At 41.7% G+C, this 17,386-nt stretch carries 12 protein-coding genes; 10 read left to right on the top strand and 2 right to left on the bottom strand.

All coding sequences use genetic code 11. The features are described 5' to 3' along the window. Positions 1 to 1,029, bottom strand: coding sequence for an alpha/beta hydrolase (locus tag DQW11_RS03235; RefSeq protein WP_113922553.1), 1,029 nt, complete (start codon positions 1,027 to 1,029; stop codon positions 1 to 3). 150 nt (positions 1,030 to 1,179) lie between these two features. On the opposite strand from DQW11_RS03235, the gene DQW11_RS03230 reads away from it, so the two are divergent. The 5 genes from DQW11_RS03230 to DQW11_RS03210 all read left to right on the top strand — a co-directional run bounded on the left by DQW11_RS03230 (position 1,180) and on the right by DQW11_RS03210 (position 8,062). Beyond that, the gene (locus DQW11_RS03230) at positions 1,180 to 2,826 is read left to right on the top strand and encodes a M28 family metallopeptidase (protein WP_113922552.1); all 1,647 of its coding nucleotides are present in this window, start codon (positions 1,180 to 1,182) and stop codon (positions 2,824 to 2,826) included. Between the two features lie 116 nt (positions 2,827 to 2,942). Continuing rightward, positions 2,943 to 3,623 carry a TetR/AcrR family transcriptional regulator gene (locus DQW11_RS03225; RefSeq protein ID WP_113922551.1) on the top strand — a complete coding sequence of 227 codons (681 nt, stop codon included), beginning with the start codon at positions 2,943 to 2,945 and terminating at the stop codon, positions 3,621 to 3,623. Further along, on the top strand, positions 3,613 to 5,313 hold the full coding sequence (locus DQW11_RS03220; protein ID WP_113922550.1) for a peptidase domain-containing ABC transporter: 1,701 nt from the start codon (positions 3,613 to 3,615) through the stop codon (positions 5,311 to 5,313). Before DQW11_RS03225 ends, DQW11_RS03220 begins: the two co-directional genes overlap by 11 nt. An 11-nt stretch (positions 5,314 to 5,324) precedes the next feature. Next, entirely contained in the window at positions 5,325 to 6,677 is a 1,353-nt protein-coding gene (locus DQW11_RS03215; RefSeq protein ID WP_113922549.1) for an HlyD family secretion protein, read from the top strand. 2 nt (positions 6,678 to 6,679) lie between these two features. Next, entirely contained in the window at positions 6,680 to 8,062 is a 1,383-nt protein-coding gene (locus DQW11_RS03210) for a TolC family protein (protein ID WP_113922548.1), read from the top strand. A 194-nt stretch (positions 8,063 to 8,256) separates the two neighbouring features. Here DQW11_RS03210 and DQW11_RS03205 read toward each other — a convergent pair whose 3' ends face one another. Beyond that, positions 8,257 to 9,717, bottom strand: a complete 1,461-nt coding sequence (locus DQW11_RS03205; RefSeq protein WP_113922547.1) for a Gfo/Idh/MocA family protein — start codon at positions 9,715 to 9,717, stop codon at positions 8,257 to 8,259. Positions 9,718 to 9,927: 210 nt separating this feature from the next. On the opposite strand from DQW11_RS03205, the gene DQW11_RS03200 reads away from it, so the two are divergent. The 5 genes from DQW11_RS03200 (at position 9,928) to DQW11_RS03175 (ending at position 17,378) form a co-directional block, all read left to right on the top strand. After that, positions 9,928 to 11,544 (top strand): beta-N-acetylhexosaminidase, encoded by a 1,617-nt coding sequence (locus DQW11_RS03200; protein ID WP_113922546.1) that lies wholly within the window; start codon positions 9,928 to 9,930, stop codon positions 11,542 to 11,544. 437 nt (positions 11,545 to 11,981) lie between these two features. Further along, the gene (locus DQW11_RS03195) at positions 11,982 to 13,745 is read left to right on the top strand and encodes a c-type cytochrome (RefSeq protein ID WP_198669834.1); all 1,764 of its coding nucleotides are present in this window, start codon (positions 11,982 to 11,984) and stop codon (positions 13,743 to 13,745) included. 97 nt (positions 13,746 to 13,842) lie between these two features. Next, a complete protein-coding gene (locus tag DQW11_RS03190) occupies positions 13,843 to 14,523 on the top strand; it encodes a carbohydrate-binding family 9-like protein (RefSeq protein WP_113923190.1) in 681 nt (226 codons plus the stop codon). 362 nt (positions 14,524 to 14,885) lie between these two features. Beyond that, positions 14,886 to 16,106 carry an aminotransferase class V-fold PLP-dependent enzyme gene (locus DQW11_RS03180; protein ID WP_113923189.1) on the top strand — a complete coding sequence of 407 codons (1,221 nt, stop codon included), beginning with the start codon at positions 14,886 to 14,888 and terminating at the stop codon, positions 16,104 to 16,106. Between the two features lie 18 nt (positions 16,107 to 16,124). Continuing rightward, the gene (locus DQW11_RS03175; protein WP_113922544.1) at positions 16,125 to 17,378 is read left to right on the top strand and encodes an amidohydrolase/deacetylase family metallohydrolase; all 1,254 of its coding nucleotides are present in this window, start codon (positions 16,125 to 16,127) and stop codon (positions 17,376 to 17,378) included. The last annotated feature ends 8 nt before the right edge of the window (positions 17,379 to 17,386 follow it).

Genomic DNA, 17,386 nt, shown 5'->3' with positions numbered 1-17,386 from the left:
TTAATTCAATTCCACAATCTCAACTTCTCCCTTTTTTTTCACCCTTGCCACCTCTTCCAAAAATTTCTTTGTTTCTCTCAGCACCCCTTCCCAATCTTTGGATGTAATGCTTGAAGCAATGACATGGTCACCGGTTTCGGGAAAAGCCATCTTTACCTTTTTATTTTCCGGCGTCTGAACCTGACCGTACATTTCCAGCATTTTTGGAACGGAGACAACTTTGTCCTGCTCGTCTTCATTTTTGTAATAATATCCCAAAAACAAAGGCTGTTGGATTCTTTGGAAAGTCTCCGCATTCATTTTGCTTCTGATCAAAATTCCAAGGCTGCGATAGCTGTTCAGGTGGTATTCTCTGGACCAATATTTCGCTTTTTCACCCTCTCTGTTATTGATGACAGTTCCGTTTTCATATTGGAATTTCTCAGCCAGATAAGAAAGCCATGGTTTGAAAAAAATATCCAAGGCCTCCCCATATTCCCTTACTGCGGGACTATAAAGTACCAATGCCTTCATGTCAGGCCTTTCGGAAGCAAGCACCAAAGAAAGTGCCCCACCCATGGATGTTCCGACAATAATGACCGAATCACCGAGGCTTTTTCCAATCATATATGCCTCTCTCGCTTCATCCACCAATTTTTGGGCAGTCAAATGCCTGAACCCATCTGGACGGCTGATTCCATGTTCGGGAAGTCGGACGAGGTATAAATTGGCACCAAAGTAAGCTGCAAGTTCCCTGTGAACAGGATTCCCTTCCATATTGCTTGCCCCGAATCCATGGATATAGACGATGGAATAGGGAGTTTTGCTTTTGTTGGTGCTGTCTGCCCAAACTATTTTTGCTTCATTTCCTGGTTTCAATCCAACCACAGTATCACTTTTGGCTTTGATAAAAGCTTGAAGTTCGCCCATCCTTGTGGGAACTTCAGGGTAGGTTCCTGATAAGTCTTCTACTTTGGATTTTGGACCCAGGATGTAGACGATAGCTAGGATCATCGCAAATCCGAGTAAAAACTGTAATGCTTTTTTCATGGGCCGAGGTAGTTGAATACTTCATAAATCTATAACCTTGCTCTCATTTAACCAATCGCTTTGTAGGAATTCAGATACATTTGGTATTGATTTTTACTTCCTATGCAGGTTTGGGGTATTTTTGTTAATTTTGGCTAAGACCAATTTAATATGAAAAAAACAGATCTGCTTTTTATTCCCTTCTTAATTTCATTTGTAGCTACTTCATGCCAATCCCCAGAAGTAAAGCCCTACCAAATCCCCAAAGAAGATGTCGAGCCCCACATCATCCAATTAGCTTCGGATGATTTTATGGGAAGATTACCATTTACCGAAGGGGAAACAAAAACTGTCCAATACCTGGCACAAGCATACCAAACACTCGATATTGAGCCCGGGAATGGTGAAAGTTACTTTCAGGATGTTCCTTTAGTATCTATATTGTCCCAACCGGCTCCTTCAATGACTTTCAAATCCAAAGACAATGCCATTGAATTGAAGGGATTAGAGGATTATGTCATCTGGACCAAACGTACCGATTCTTTATTGACTATTAATGATGCTGAATTGGTTTTTGCAGGATACGGAATCGTCGCTCCGGAGTACGGATGGAATGATTACAAAAACATTGATGTCAAAGGAAAAATCGTCGTTTTAATAGTCAACGACCCGGGTTATGGAACTGAGGATGTTTCCTTTTTTCGTGGAAATACCATGACCTACTATGGGAGATGGACCTACAAAATGGAGCAAGCCGCAAAGCAAGGTGCCTTGGGAACTTTGATCATCCACAATACTGGCCCTGCGGGGTACGGCTTCAATGTCATCCAAAACAATTGGAATACCTCAAGACTTTCTCTTGACATCAGAAATAATCCCATCTATCAGTCCATGTTTGAAGGTTGGATCACGCAACCAGTTGCAAGTCAGTTATTTACTTTGGCGGGATTAAATGAAACTGAGCTTTTGGAAAAAGCTAAAAAATCAGATTTTCAAGCTATACCCATGAACCTGACAGCAAGTACCTCCATGACTGTAGCGGCTAAATATGATGTGTCCAAAAACGTAATCGCAAAAATCACAGGAAGCAAGTACCCCGATGAATATATCATCTATACTGCCCATTGGGACCATTTGGGAATCGGAGCCCCTGATGAAAAAGGAGACAGTATCTACAATGGCGCTTGGGACAATGCAAGCGGAACCGCCGCGCTCCTTGGTATGGCGAAGGCTTTTAAAGAAGATGCAAAACCGGAAAGATCCGTAGTGTTTTTGACGGTGACAGCCGAGGAACAGGGATTGTTGGGATCCGCCTATTATTCCCAAAACCCAGTTTATCCGAAGGAAAAAACTGTTGCCAATATCAACCTTGACGGAATGAATCCTTATGGAAAAATGAAAGACGTGGCCCTTATCGGAATGGGGCAGTCAGAATTGGAAGATATCCTCAATGTCGAATTAGAAAAGGTAGGAAGATATAGCAGTCCCGAATCTACTCCGTCAGCCGGATCTTACTACAGGTCTGACCATTTCAATTTTGCAAAAATCGGAATTCCAGCACTTTATATTGGTACCGGTATCGATCATGTGGAAAAAGGCAAGGAATATGGAAAACAGCTTGAATCAACCTATAATTCTCAGATTTACCACAAACCTGGAGACAATTATGATCCGGCAAAATGGGATTATGAAGCCATGTTGGGTGATGTTCAGTTGCTTTATGAAGTCGGTAAAAAATTATCCAACAGCACAGCTTGGCCCGGATGGAAGGAAGGCTCTGAGTTTAAGGCTGTAAGGGATTCCTACATGAAGAGATAAAAAGAAGACCTGCTTTTTTGAAGCAGGTCTTCTTTTTGTTAGTAATACAAACTTTTTTTTAGTGTTTTAAACCATTTGTGAGAATTACACGTTTTCTGATTGTTCAACAAGGAAAAATGGAAAACATTCTCAAAAAAATACGAGTTGAAATCAATCCTGATATTTTCCTAAAGGATCCTTTCAGCTCGGAACTCGGAAAAGACATTATTTTAAAGAGTGTCTTGATGATGCAGGAATTAGGGTTTGAGCAATTTACCTTCAAGAAACTTTCAGTGGGTATTGATTGCACAGAGTCGGCTATTTACCGTTATTTCGAAAACAAGCATAAGTTGCTTTTGTTTTTGAATTCTTGGTATTGGGGATATCTGGAACAAAATTTTGTCTTTGGGACAGCCAACCTGACAAACCCCTATCAGAAACTTGAAATTGCCATCAGGATTTTGGTAAATGGTCCTATTTTTACCCAAAACGATTTTATTGACCCTGTTTCCTTGAGAAATTTGCTAACAGACGAAGCTAATAAAGCTTTTATGACCAAAGAAGTGGATGAAGAATACCAAAAGGGATTTTTCAACCATTTCAATAAATTGAGTGAAAGAATTGCCGATATTATTTTGGAAATCAATCCCGATTTTGAATTTCCAAAAACATTAGTGTCCACCGTAATGGAATCAAGCCTGATTCAGTCTTATTACTCAAAGCATTTGCCGGGATTGACCGAGCAAGTGCCCGGAGATGAAAGGAGGATTGATTTTTTCAATAACTTAGTTTTCAAAACCATCCAAAATGAAAATTGAATACGCAATAACTCCTTTAAAAAGGTTCTTTAAACTACTCAATGAAGAGAAGAAAGAAGTCTATTCGATCTACTTTTATTCGGTATTGAACGGTGCTGTTTCTTTGATTTATCCTTTGGGGATTCAGGCCATCGTCAATTTCGTTTTGGGAGGAAGGGTCAGTACAGCGTGGCTGATTATGGTTTTGGTAGTGGCTTTGGGGATTGCATTTGGAGGATTTCTCCAGATTTCCCAACTGTATCTGACAGAAAAACTGGAACAGCGGATTTTTACCAAAACAGGATTCGGGTTTGCCTACAGGTTGCCGAGGCTCAAGATGGACGAACTTCACGGTCAATATCCTCCAGAGTTGGTCAATAGGTTTTTTGATGCAGTAAACCTGCAGAAGGGCATGTCCAAGATCCTGATAGACTTTTCATTCTCCATGGTACAGATTTTCTTTGGGATGATTCTTTTGGCTTTGTATAACGTGTTCTTCCTGATTTTCAGTTTGATTTTGATCGCTTTGGTGGTTTTGATTTTCTATTTCACCAGTCCAAAAGGGATGGAAACCAACCTGAAAGTATCAACACTCAAGTACAAAACAGCCTATTGGTTGGAAGAAATAGGTCGGACTATGGCAACTTTCAAATTGGCCGGCAGTTCCAAACTTCCTTTTTACACAATTGATAAATTGTTGACGGCTTACGTCGAATTCCGTAACAAACACTTTGCCGTATTGGTGTTTCAATACAAAGTCATGATTGCATTCAAAGCTTTGATCGTGACGACATTGTTGATCGTGGGAAGTTTGTTGTTGATTGATAATCAGATAAGTATCGGTCAGTTTGTGGCAGCGGAAGTGATCATCATATTGATTGTGAGTTCGGTTGAAAAGCTGATTTTATCATTGGATGTGGTATATGACACCCTGACTGCTACCGAAAAAATCGGTCAGATCATGGATATGCCCATCGAACGTCAAGAGGGTACCGAGAAGTCTTTGACTACAAACGGTGCTAGTTTGGAGTTTCAGGTGAGAAACCTTAGCTACAAGTCAAAAGATACCTCTTTCGAAGTTATCGACAACCTGACTTTCGATTTGAATGCAGGAGAAAAAGTTATCCTTACAGGAAGGAGCGGAAGTGGGAAGAGTACATTGATGTACCTTATTTCCGGATTGTTTAGCGATTACCGGGGGCGGATTATCATCAATGGACTTCCTATAGACACGATGAATCTTGAAAGACTCAGGGGTTACATCGGAGATAGTCTTTCACACCAGTCTATTTTCCATGGTTCAATTTATGAAAATGTAACCCTCAAAAAGGAAGTGGATGAAGCCCATGTCAAGGAAATCTTAAGAATTGTAGGCCTTAAAGATTATATCTACAAACTTCCTGAAGATTGGGATACAGTCCTGATGCCGGAAGGGCAGGGTCTGAGTAAGTCAACTATCAGCAAGATAGTGCTGGCTAGGTGTCTGGTCAACAATCCAAAAGCGATGCTATTAGAGGATATGATTATACACTTTGAACCGGAGGAAAAACAAAGGATTGTCGATTACATCTTGAATGGTCCATGGACGGTCTTGATGATTTCTGAGAATGCCGAGACCATCAAGAAATTTCCGAGAGTGATACAACTTGACCACGGCAAACTGGTTTTTGACGGAAGTACTGAGGTATTTGCAAAATCCAATGACCTTTAATCTATAAATCGATGCTAGGAATTTCAAAAAATAAGATTTCAGAAAATGTGTCTTTCGAGGATTTCAAAAGTCTCGGAATGACCATCCCAAAAGACGAAAGCAGAAAAAGAATCCAGATTCTTCTTTGGACTTTGATCGGGATGTTTCTTTTTCTGTTTTTGCCATGGACTCAGAATATCAGTACCAAAGGATTTGTAACAGCCCTGAGGCCTGACCAAAGGCCGCAGACGGTTCATTCTATCATTGCAGGTAGGATTGAGAAATGGTATGTGGCAGAAGGGGATTATGTCAAAAAAGGCGACACAGTACTTTGGATATCAGAGATCAAGGATGATTATTTTGACCCCAAGCTCTTGGAGAGAACACAGATGCAGGTAGATGCAAAGACGCTTTCTGCCAAATCGTATTCCGAGAAAGTAAGATCATTGGAGATCCAAATTCAAGCCTTGAAGGAAAACAATGTGCTGAGAAAAGAACAGGCCGAAAACAGACTTAGAATGGCTGAGCTCAATGTTATCTCTGACAGTATCAGATTTGAGCAGTCTAAGGTGAATTTTAAAGTTGGAACCGAACAACTCAAGCGAACAGACAAACTCTACCAGGAAGGCCTCAGGTCGCTGACAGATTTTGAACAGAGAGAACTCCGCTTTCAGGAAGTCCAGGCAGGATTAGTCGCTGCAGAAAATAACCTGCTCAAAAGTAAAAATGCTTTGATAGCAGCCCAGATTGAGTTGAATGCCATTGACAATGACTTCAGGGACAAGATGGCCAAAGCCTCCGCCGATATGTATGAGGCGATGTCTTCCCAGTTTGACGCTGAGGGAACTGCTACAAAACTTGAAAATCAATACGCAAATTACGAAGTGCGAACAGGTTACCGGCATGTTTTGGCCCCTCAGGACGGTTATATCACGGAAGCTATACAAGTAGGTATCGGTGAAACCATCAAGGAAGGTGCAGAAATCATAAGTATCCTGCCCGGAAATGCGCAGCTTGCCGTGGAGATGTTTGTAGATCCTGTAGATTTTCCTTTGCTGAGATTGGGAAATAAGGTTAGGTTTATTTTTGACGGTTGGCCCGCGATCGTATTCTCCGGATGGCCACAGATTACCAATGGTACTTTTGGCGGTGTAGTCAAAGCCATTGATAACTTTGCCGGGCCTGATGGAAAATATAGGGTTTTGGTAGTGGAAGATTTGGAAGAAAAACCTTGGCCGACCCAGTTGAGGATCGGTTCGGGAGCGGATGGCATCGCCCTACTCAATGATGTTCCGCTTTGGTATGAAATATGGCGTCAGCTTAACGGCTTCCCTGCCGATTACTATACAGCAAGAGAAAAAGCCGAAAACAGAAAAAGCAAATAACCATGCGGAGGATTTTTCTATTGTTGACATTTGGACTTACAAATCTTGCCTTAGGGCAGGAAATGCTTTCCTATGACAATTACATGACTTGGGTAAGGGGATTTCATCCTGTAGCCAAGCAGGCTGATATCACTGTTGAATTTGGAGAAATGGAACTTAGGGCTTCGAGAGGAGGATTTGATCCTAGACTTTATGGTAATTATGAAGCTAAGAGATTTAAAAACGCAAACTATTTTGATAAAAGGGAAGCTGGTTTAGTAATTCCAACCATGGCCGGGGTAGAATTGAAAGGAATGGTGGAATACAATACCGGTACATTGCTAAACCCGGAATTAGAAGTACCGGAGGATGGTTTGGCTGCATTGGGCGCCTCTGTCAATCTGGCCCAGGGTCTTTTGATAGACAAAAGAAGGGCCGCTTTAAGGCAGGCTCAAGTCTATGTCGAATCCACCAAAGCTGAGAGAGTACAGATTCTCAACGACCTTTATATGGAATCCACGGAGGCATATTGGGCTTGGGCTGCTGATTATCAAAATGTAAAGGTTTTGGAAGGAGGAGTTAAACTTGCCGAAGAGCGGTTTGATATGGTTAAGGAAAGCTATATTCAGGGAGATTTTCCTGCCATTGATACGGTTGAAGCATATACCCAAGTGATGGACAGAATTTACAGACTTCAGTCTGCACAGATCCAATTCTTCAAATCCACCCAGTTTTTGAATACGTACCTTTGGGATGAAAACAATGAACCGGTAGACCTCTTGGAATCGGTTTATCCAGAAAATGTCCTAGACCAAACAGTCTTTGATTTTAATAAGGAATCCATGCGGGAGTATATCTTCATGCATCCCGAATTGCTTTTGACAGATTATGACATCGAATCTCTCGAGATTGACCGAAGGTACAAATCCAACATGTTGCTTCCGGTAGTTAAAGTGAACTATAATTTTTTGGTTGAAAAGCTCAATGATTTTGAATTATCTCCTTTTTTGGAAAATAATTACAAAATTGGTGCGACGTTTTCCATGCCTTTATTTTTGAGAGGAGAGCGGGGAGACCTTGGTTTGGCAAAAGCAAAAATCAACTTCAAAACCTATGAAAGGGATCTGAAGCTGCTCAAACTGACCACCAAGCTGGAAAGTGAGATATATAATTTCGAGACAGTCGAACAACAATTGGGGATTTACACCAACAATGTCAATGGCCTTCAAAAGCTTTTGAGAGGGGAAATGATGAGGTTTGAAGTCGGAGAAAGCTCCCTTTTCCTGGTCAATGCGCGTGAAGTCAGTCTTATCAGTGCGCAGACGACACTCAATGACCTTGCTGCCAAAAGAAAATCTGCCTACGCCAAAATGTTGAACGCAGCAGGCTTAGGGTTTGATGATTGAGGATAAAGTCATTCAGTCCATAGACCACCGACCACGGCTGCATATATTGAATTTCAACCCATTTTATGGATAGGAAATGTAAACCATGGATCAGTAAAAAGGAAAATCCCGCAAATCTGTAGACTTGCGGGATTTTCTTTTGTGAGGATTGGATACTGAGACTGAAAACTGCCAACTGAGAATGTTTACTGTTTTCACCCAAGCTTCCAGCCTTCTCTGTATTCTCTTTTCACAAATTGATTGGCAGGTTCAAAGTTGGTGACTTTCATATTGGGTCCGTCCCAGACAAGCTTGATACCTCTTCCGGGATAATTGAATCCAGTCCCGGATTCTCTCGGCACTCTGAAGTCATAGCTTCTGATCGCAAGATTTCCCATCAAAACTGATTCTGTCAATGGTCCGGCTATAGAGAACGGAGAACTCAACTGCTTGTATTCCTGACTTCCAAATCCACCGATACATGCTTCCACCCAGTTGTTGTAATGGCCTCTATCCCCAAGAGGAACCCGATATTCTGATTGGGGAACACTGATTTCAGCCGTTTTTGAGGTAGGCAGCAACTGTGGGTTTGCACCATAGGTGCCGCACATCATCTTGCCTTTGGTCCCTTCGATGATGACTCCATTGCCTCCGTCACCCATGACTTCATTTGGTCCGAGTTCTTCAGGCCGCGCAGGTTGGATCCCGCCATCCATCCAATGGAACTGAAGGTCGCTTTTTCCTTCTCTTTTGAAACGGAGTGTGATATGGGAGGAAGGAGGGCAACTTTCAGGGAAATATCCTCGGCTGAATTCTCCGACATAAACAGACCCTACGCTGCATTCTGCTGACTCAGGATATCCCAATCCCAATACCCGGAATGGTGGCTCCATGATATGACAGGCCATGTCTCCCAAGGCGCCGGTTCCATAATCCCACCATCCTCTCCAATTGAACGGGAGCAGGTTACTGACATAATCTTTGTAAGGAGCTGTCCCCAACCATAAGTCCCAATCCAAATCTGCCGGCGGGGTGGCTGCGGCAGTAGGCCAGGGAATTCCTTGAGGCCACACAGGCCTGTCGGTCCAGCAATATACCCTTGTCGCTTCTCCGATAAGTCCGGCATTATACCATTCTACCATTTTCCTAACGCCTTCACCTGAGGAACCCTGATTGCCCATTTGGGTTACCACTTTGTATTTTTGGGCGGCTTCGGTCAGCATCCTTGCTTCATAGATATCATGGGATAGCGGCTTCTGTACATAGACATGTTTCCCCAATTGCATCGCGGCCATCGCCTGTACAGCATGCATGTGGTCAGGCGTAGATACAGTAATCGCATCAATGTTCTTGTGCTCTTTGTCTAGCAGGACCCTATAATCTCTGTAGTATTTGGCCTTTGGATGGGCTTGTACACTTCCTTTTGCTCTTGTATCATCGACATCGCACAAAGCGATAAAATCAGCCTTCCCGCTGTTAAAAACGCCCCTTACATCTCCACTGCCCATGCCGCCAACACCGATACCTGCCACTCGCAATCTATCCGAAGGAGCCACAAAGCCCGGACCGCCTAGTACATGTCTCGGTACAAAATAAAAACCTGCCAACGCTGTGGCTGAGGCTTTGACAAAATTTCTTCTTGAGTTATTTTCCTTTGGTAATTCTTCCTTTTTCATGCGGTTTATGGTTTAATTGGTCAGATATCGGTTTTTTTCCTTCAATTTATTAAAAATGAGGTTTGCAATGAGAATATTTTTTTGATTTTGGAAAAAAGGATAAATGAGTTGATAAATGGAGAAACGAAAGAATTTGCTAAATGGTAAAATCTTAAATAAAAAATTTAATTAAGTTTGCTTGGTTGAAAACCCAAAAAGCTACCTTATTCTATGAAAATCACTAAAATCATCTCTAACCTGATCCTCCTCACCATTTTTGGATTGGGAATCATCTCTTGTGCAGACAAAGCCACTCCGCTGAGTGAAAACAACATTATTCCAAAGCCACTTTCAGTAATTGAAGCAGGGGGTTCATTTACATTAACAAATGAAACCAAATTGGTTGGCTTAGGAAATGCTTCAGAAATCAATCCTGTCATTGAAATTTTCCAAAGTCTGATCAAGCCTTCCACAGGCTTTGATTTACAAAAAGCCGAATCCGGTGAGTCCAACGTAATTGTTTTTGAAATTGAATCAGCTTCCCAAAAATCACCCGGAGAATATGCCATCTCTATCGATGAAAATAGCATCAAAATCACCGCTTCCAATGGAGAAGGGCTTTTCAACGGCCTTCAGACCTTGAGACAACTCATGCCTGCATCTTTGGAGGGAAAAGATTTGGCTACAGAAAAAATCAAAATCGGTGCCGGACAAATCCAGGATAAACCCGAATATGCATACAGAGGATTTATGCTTGATGTGGCAAGACATTTCTTTTCTGTGGAAGATGTCAAGCATGTGATTGACCTGGTTTCAAAATACAAAATCAATTTTCTCCATTTGCACCTTTCGGACGATCAGGGTTGGAGAATCGAAATCAAATCCTGGCCATTGCTGACCGAGATCGGAAGTAAAACCGAAGTCGGCGGGGGAGAAGGAGGTTTTTACACCCAAGAGCAATACAAAGACATCGTCGCTTATGCCCAATCAAAATTCATTACCGTAGTGCCTGAAATCGACATGCCTGGCCACACCAATTCTGCTTTGGCTGCTTATGGACAATTGAATCCAGGAATTACAGTACCTGAAAAAGGAGCGGTTCCTTTTGACCGTACCGAGTTGGGAGTAGATGGAATGGCTACACCACTCTATACCGGCATCGAAGTTGGCTTCAGTACTTTGGATACGGACAAAGACATCACATATCAGTTTGTGGACGATGTCATCCGTGAATTGGTTGAAATGACCCCAGGCCCATACATCCATATTGGCGGAGATGAATCCCTTGTAACAGAACTGGAGGATTATATTCCTTTTATGGAAAAAGCGCAGGCCATCGTAACCAAATACGGCAAAAAATCATTGGGTTGGGATGAAATAGCACATGCAAAACTTGAACCCGGAGCTGTGGCACAATATTGGGCAAAGGCTGAAAATGCTGTTTTGGCTATCAATCAAGGAAATCAGGTCTTGATTTCACCAGCCACAAGGACTTATCTCGATATGCAGTATGATTCGACAACACAGCTTGGATTGCATTGGGCAGCATACATCGAATTGGACGATGCCTACAATTGGGATCCGACAGAATTGGATTCAGCCGTCAAAAGAGAAAATATCCTTGGTGTGGAAGCGCCACTTTGGTCAGAAACCATCACCAACAGAGAAGAGATTGAATTCATGTTGTTTCCAAGATTGGCGGCAATCGCTGAAGTTGCCTGGACCAAAAAAGACTTGAGAAACTGGGATTCATTTTCAGAAAGATTGAAAAAACATACAGCTCGTTGGGATGCCATGGGATTGAATTATTACAAGTCGCCAAAGTTGGTTTGGGAGGAGAAAAAGTGATCGGTCCACAGACCACAGTCCATAGTTGCGGCTATTGAACCTCACTCCGAGTTATATTTGGTTAGCAGCAAGAAATCGAACATACCCAAAAAGTATAATATTGAAATCAGAAAATCCGGAAATCATTCAATGGTTTTCGGATTTTTTTTACCTTTTACTTTTCCTGCCTCAAACTATCCAAATCACCTTCTCATTTCAATTTGCCTTTTGAACTGTTTGATTTCTTAATTCCTTCCTCAAGATCAAAGGCTATCATCCTTCATACTTTTCGGAGGGTCAGGAGAAGTCAATATTGAAAATCTGTTTGCTGGTTCTTTGTTTTTGATAAATGGCTCAATCTATTTTTATAAATATATTATATTTCAGAAAAGCGCCTTTTTACAAAAGATAGTTTTGTTTACCAAAATTTAAATAATTCCAAACACTGGAGCGATTTTATGAGAATTGAGATGCACCCAATGACTTCTGCCGTCAAGACATTCTTTTTCTGTGTAGGGTTATGGATGTTTTTTTCCTGCGAACCAAAAGTTAAACTTCCATTAGGAGACGATGACAATGGTGGACTTTTTTTACCTGATGATTTTGAAGCGTTGGTGGTGGTTGACAGTATAGGAAGGGCCAGACATTTGGCCGTCAGTGAATTGGGGGATATTTACGTCAAACTTCGCGCACCTGATAAAGCTGGAAGAGGTATAGTAGGAATAAGGGATACCAATCAGGATGGCAAAGCTGATATTGTGGAATACTTTGGAGACTATCCTGATAAGGGAAACTATGGTACAGGAATGCGCATACATAACGGTTACTTGTATTTCAGCACCGCTGGTGAGGTTTATAGATACAAAATGGATCCAGATGGTTTATTGCCAACTGGAGAACCTGAACTGATTTTGGTTGATGATTACAAAAATGCAAAATATGGCTATGAACATATCGCCAAACCTATTGCTTTTGACAATGATGGTCATATGTATGTAGCATTTGGTTCGCCGGGGGACGTTTGTCAGGAATTCAACAGGAAACCCGGAAGTCCGGGAATGTATCCATGTCCTCAGCTTGAATGGCATGGCGGCATCTGGCAATTTGATGCCAACAAATTAAACCAAACCCAAAAAGACGGAAAAAGGTATGCCACAGGTATCCGGTCTGTCGTAGCCATGGATTGGAATCAGGAGGAGAATGAATTGTACGTAGTCCAACATGGAAGGGATGATTTTACCAAGTCATGGCCTGATCTTTTTGGTCCATGGGAAAGTGCTGTTTTACCTTCAGAAGAGTTTTTTAGGGTTGAAGAAGGTACTGATGGAGGTTGGCCATATTATTACTTTGATCATATAGAAGGAAAGAAGAAACTGAATCCTGAATATGGAGGAGATGGTTTATTGCAAGGTGATTCCCATTTAGTTGCCCAACCTTTGATGGGCTTTCCAGGGCATTTTGCACCAAATGACCTTCACTTTTATAAAGGCGATCAATTTCCTGAAAGGTATAAAAATGGCGCTTTTGTCGCATTTCATGGATCTACTATCCGGGGACCTTATCCTCAGGGAGGTTATTTTGTGGCATTTGTCCCTTTTGAAAAGGGAATTCCCTCAGGTCCTTGGGAAGTTTTCGCAGATGGATTTGCCGGAATGGACACCATCGTGAATACCGGTGATGCTTTGGCACGTCCAATGGGAATCGCCATGGGGCCGGATGGGTCACTTTATATTTCGGAAAGTGTAAAAGGTAAAATCTGGCGAATCATGTACAAAGGAAAGAAATCAGACTTTGGTGAAGCTTCATTAGCCAAACTTGAACAGCGGAAAAACCAAAGAACGAATATTAAAGATCCTGATAGGGAATTGGACAATTTGGAAACCGGAATGATAGAAACAGGATCTCAGGTCTATAACCTGCATTGCGGGACCTGCCATCAAAGAGACGGAGAGGGTGACGGAAGCAGGTTTCCACCAATCAAAAATTCCCGTGTAGTGAATGGAAAAAATCAACCTTTAATTGAATTGATTTTAAAAGGTCTTGAAGGTGCCATAACTGTCAATGGTGTTGCCTACAATGGCGTCATGCCTTCGCATTCATTTCTTTCTGATGCTGAAATTTCCTCAGTATTGACCTATATCAGGAGAAACTTCGGAAATGATTCACCGAGTATTTCAGCCATTGAAGTTGGTAATGTGAGGAAACAGCTAGAAAACCAATGAAATGACGGGTAAAATAAGGATTGATCTGATTTTTGCGATTTGCATAAGCTTGATTGCTATCACCACTAATGCCCAGCAAATAAAGGAATCAAATAACATGAAGAGAAATATGGAAGAATCGGTTTATCACGTCAACCGTCTTAAGGGTAAAATTAAGATTGACGGAGATTGGGAAAAGGAAGTTTGGAAAAATGTGCCTGCTCTAGAAATAACAAATTATATGGGAGACAAGCCCAAATTCCTTCCAACCACATTTGCTAAGCTTTTGTATGATGAGAAAAATATATATGGGATTTTTCAGGTACAAGATCGGTATGTACAGTGTTTGATTCAGGAGACCAATGGACATGTTTCCGGAGATTCCTGTGTGGAATTCTTTTTTTCTCCAGACAATTCCAACCCGCTTTTTTACTTCAACCTAGAGATCAATTGCGGTGGAGTGCCCTTGCTGCAATTTGTCACAGTTCCGAGGAAGGAATACCTTTTCCTCAAGGAAAGAGAAATAAGCAAAGTTGAAATTGCCCATTCTTTGCCAAAAAAGGTATTTCCTGAAATTGAAGAAGATACTGTCTGGACCATTGAATTCAAATTACCCCTAAAAATTCTTGAAAAATATGCAGCCATCACCCATCCCAAACCAGGGGTAAAATGGAATGCTAATTTTTATAAAACGGCAAGTACAACCAGCAATCCACATTATTTGACTTGGTCAAAGGTGAATAATTCAATACCGGACTTTCACCTTCCGCAGTTTTTTGGGACTTTGGTTTTTAAGTAAAATCATGGGTGGAATTATATGTTTATCCGCTTTTTGGACAATAAACCAATATCTATTACAAACAGGACGGAAGACCGAAGTCGGAAGACCGATGCACCGGGCCTTTCAGTCTCTTGCCAAGGATTATATTGAATTATCATTTTACCTGCATCATTGCGAACATACTTACAGAATCATTAATTATTTTGTTTTTATAAAATATAGCAGAATAAAAATTAAGCTGAATAATTATTTATTGTATAAATGGATGGATAGTAATGGCAAAGGTTTGCGGTACGTTTTTTAAAAAATTAGATTTAGATAATATAATTCAGCTCTCAATTACCTCTTTGATTGATTTTGACAACCGAACAAAAAATGATATGATCAACAGAAGAACATTACTGAAAAGACTTTCTGCACTTCCGTTGGTGGGAACAATTGTGGGAAGCAGCATTCCTGTCCAATCAGTATTTGCCGATTCCCCATCAGTTCCAAAAAGGGACCTGATCAAGGAATTGGGCTTGAGAACATTTATCAATGCGGCCGGAACCTATACAGCCATGACGGCCTCTCTGATGCCTGAAGAAGTGATGGAAACAATTGAAGCTTCTTCCAAGGAATTTATCATGTTGGATGAAGTTCAGGACAAAGTGGGAGAAAAAATTGCTGAAATCTGCCGTGCAGAAGCAGCAACGGTAACTTCAGGTTGTTGGTCAGCTATGGTGCTGGGGCTTGCCGGAGTACTGACCGGAACAGACAAGGAAAAGATTGCACAGATTCCAAACCTGAAAGGAATGAAATCTGAGGTGATTGTCCAAAAAAGCCACAACGTGGCTTATGTTCATTCCCTGACCAATACTGGGGTGAAATTGGTAGAAGTGGAAACAGCTGCTGATCTGGAAAAAGCGATCAATGACCAAACTGCCATGTTATGGTTTTTGAATTATCAGGCTCCTGATGGAAAAATCCAACATGAAGAGTGGGTGGCATTGGGAAAAAAACACAACATTCCTACCATGATTGACATAGCAGCTGATGTGCCGCCGGTTGAAAACCTATGGAAATTCAATGATATGGGATTTGATCTGGTATGTATATCAGGGGGAAAAGCCATGAAAGGGCCGCAAAGTGCCGGCATCCTGATGGGTAGAAAACACATCATTGAAGCAGCAAGACTGAGTGCACCGCCCCGAGGCAATACCATCGGGAGAGGAATGAAGGTCAATAAGGAGGAAATCCTTGGGATGTATGTGGCCTTGGAACTGTATGTAAAAAAAGACCATGTAAAAGAGTGGAAATCTTGGGAAGAAAAAATAGGCTACATTGAAGAAATGGCTAAGAAAGTCAATGGTGTGACTACTTCTGTTTCCGTTCCTCCAATTGCCAATCATACACCTTTTCTAAAAATTTCCTGGGAACCTGCTGTGATAAATCTCAACCGCACCCAAATGCAGGAAAAACTCAGGAAGGGAAATCCATCCATTGAGGTTATTGGATTTGGAGATCATGAAATCAGTTGTACTGTTTGGATGCTAAGGCCGAACGAAGAAAAGATTGTAGCCAAAAGAATTCAGGAAGAATTGAGTAGAGCCAAAGTTTAACCTAATCATTCCAAAGAGATGAAGAAAATAGGATTCATATTACTCTGTTTTTTATTCATTAGTCCAATAAGTCTGTCTGCTCAAAATTACCAAATGGTGATCAAAGGAGGTCATGTAATTGATCCAAAGAACAACATTGATGAATTGATGGATGTGGCCATTCACGATGGAAGGATAGCCAAAATCGCAAAAAATATAGATACAACAGGTGCCTCCCAAATAGTGGATGCGAAGGGTTTATTGGTTGTTCCCGGTTTGATAGATATGCATGGCCATGTTTTTTATGGTACCCGACCCAATAGTTACCTAAGTGATGGACTCGTGGCTGTTGATCCTGACAGTTTTACCTTTAGGGTTGGAGTAACTACTATTGTGGATTGTGGTGGACCTGGTTGGAAAAACTTCCATGTATTCAAAGAAAACATCATCGACCATTCAAAAACAAGGGTTTTGGCATTCCTGAACATTGTTGGAGAAGGCATGCGCGGTGGGGCTTACGAACAGGATACTTCTGATATGAATGCCCAACTCACCGGGCAGGCTGCTCTGAAATACAAAGAACACGTTGTCGGATTTAAGGTGGCCCACTATGCCAAAAGGGATTGGATTCCGGTGGATAGGGCAGTAGAAGCGGGGAATATTGCCAATATGCCTGTCATTATTGATTTTGGCGGATCTATGGCCTTTGCCCCTTTGAGATTGAGGGAATTGTTTTTTGACCACCTGCGTCCCGGAGATATCTATACGCACGTTTTTGCTGAATTGGGAGGTGCCAGAGAGCCTGTTGTTGACTATGAAACCAGGAAATTCAAACCATTTGTCAGGGAAGCCCAGGAAAGAGGAATTATTTTCGATGTGGGATATGGTGGTGCGAGTTTTGATTTCAGGCAGGCAATTCCGTCTTTGGAAGCGGGATTTTTTCCGAATACCATCAGTACAGACCTTCACAAAGGGAGCATGAATGCGGCCATGAAAGACATGCTCAATGTCATGAGTACATTTATGGCCATGGGAATGGAAATCCCCCACATCATCAAGGCCAGTACTTGGAATCCTGCCAAAACAATCAAAAGAGAAGAACTTGGTCACCTTTCAGAAGGTGCAATAGCCGATTTGGCTTTGATAGAGGTGAGACAAGGCCAATTCGGAATTTGGGATAAAAACGGTTACAAATTGGAAACCGATAAAAGGTTCGAATGTGAAATGACCATCAAAGACGGTGTAATTGTCTACAGTGTCAATGGTCGAAGCGAACCGGTAGTGTTGAGATAATCAGTTGG

The organism is Cognataquiflexum aquatile (assembly GCF_003316845.1).
In the GTDB taxonomy this organism is placed as follows: domain Bacteria; phylum Bacteroidota; class Bacteroidia; order Cytophagales; family Cyclobacteriaceae; genus Cognataquiflexum; species Cognataquiflexum aquatile.
This window is presented reverse-complemented; position numbering and strand designations above follow the sequence as displayed.

What these genes read in the sequence shown, in the direction of transcription:
- DQW11_RS03235 (WP_113922553.1), bottom strand. Translation starts at nt 1,029, where the DNA reads ATGAAAAAAGCATTACAGTTTTTACTCGGATTTGCGATGATCCTAGCT.
- DQW11_RS03230 (WP_113922552.1), top strand. Translation starts at nt 1,180, where the DNA reads ATGAAAAAAACAGATCTGCTTTTTATTCCCTTCTTAATTTCATTTGTA.
- DQW11_RS03225 (WP_113922551.1), top strand. Translation starts at nt 2,943, where the DNA reads ATGGAAAACATTCTCAAAAAAATACGAGTTGAAATCAATCCTGATATT.
- DQW11_RS03220 (WP_113922550.1), top strand. Translation starts at nt 3,613, where the DNA reads ATGAAAATTGAATACGCAATAACTCCTTTAAAAAGGTTCTTTAAACTA.
- DQW11_RS03215 (WP_113922549.1), top strand. Translation starts at nt 5,325, where the DNA reads ATGCTAGGAATTTCAAAAAATAAGATTTCAGAAAATGTGTCTTTCGAG.
- DQW11_RS03210 (WP_113922548.1), top strand. Translation starts at nt 6,680, where the DNA reads ATGCGGAGGATTTTTCTATTGTTGACATTTGGACTTACAAATCTTGCC.
- DQW11_RS03205 (WP_113922547.1), bottom strand. Translation starts at nt 9,717, where the DNA reads ATGAAAAAGGAAGAATTACCAAAGGAAAATAACTCAAGAAGAAATTTT.
- DQW11_RS03200 (WP_113922546.1), top strand. Translation starts at nt 9,928, where the DNA reads ATGAAAATCACTAAAATCATCTCTAACCTGATCCTCCTCACCATTTTT.
- DQW11_RS03195 (WP_198669834.1), top strand. Translation starts at nt 11,982, where the DNA reads ATGAGAATTGAGATGCACCCAATGACTTCTGCCGTCAAGACATTCTTT.
- DQW11_RS03190 (WP_113923190.1), top strand. Translation starts at nt 13,843, where the DNA reads ATGAAGAGAAATATGGAAGAATCGGTTTATCACGTCAACCGTCTTAAG.
- DQW11_RS03180 (WP_113923189.1), top strand. Translation starts at nt 14,886, where the DNA reads ATGATCAACAGAAGAACATTACTGAAAAGACTTTCTGCACTTCCGTTG.
- DQW11_RS03175 (WP_113922544.1), top strand. Translation starts at nt 16,125, where the DNA reads ATGAAGAAAATAGGATTCATATTACTCTGTTTTTTATTCATTAGTCCA.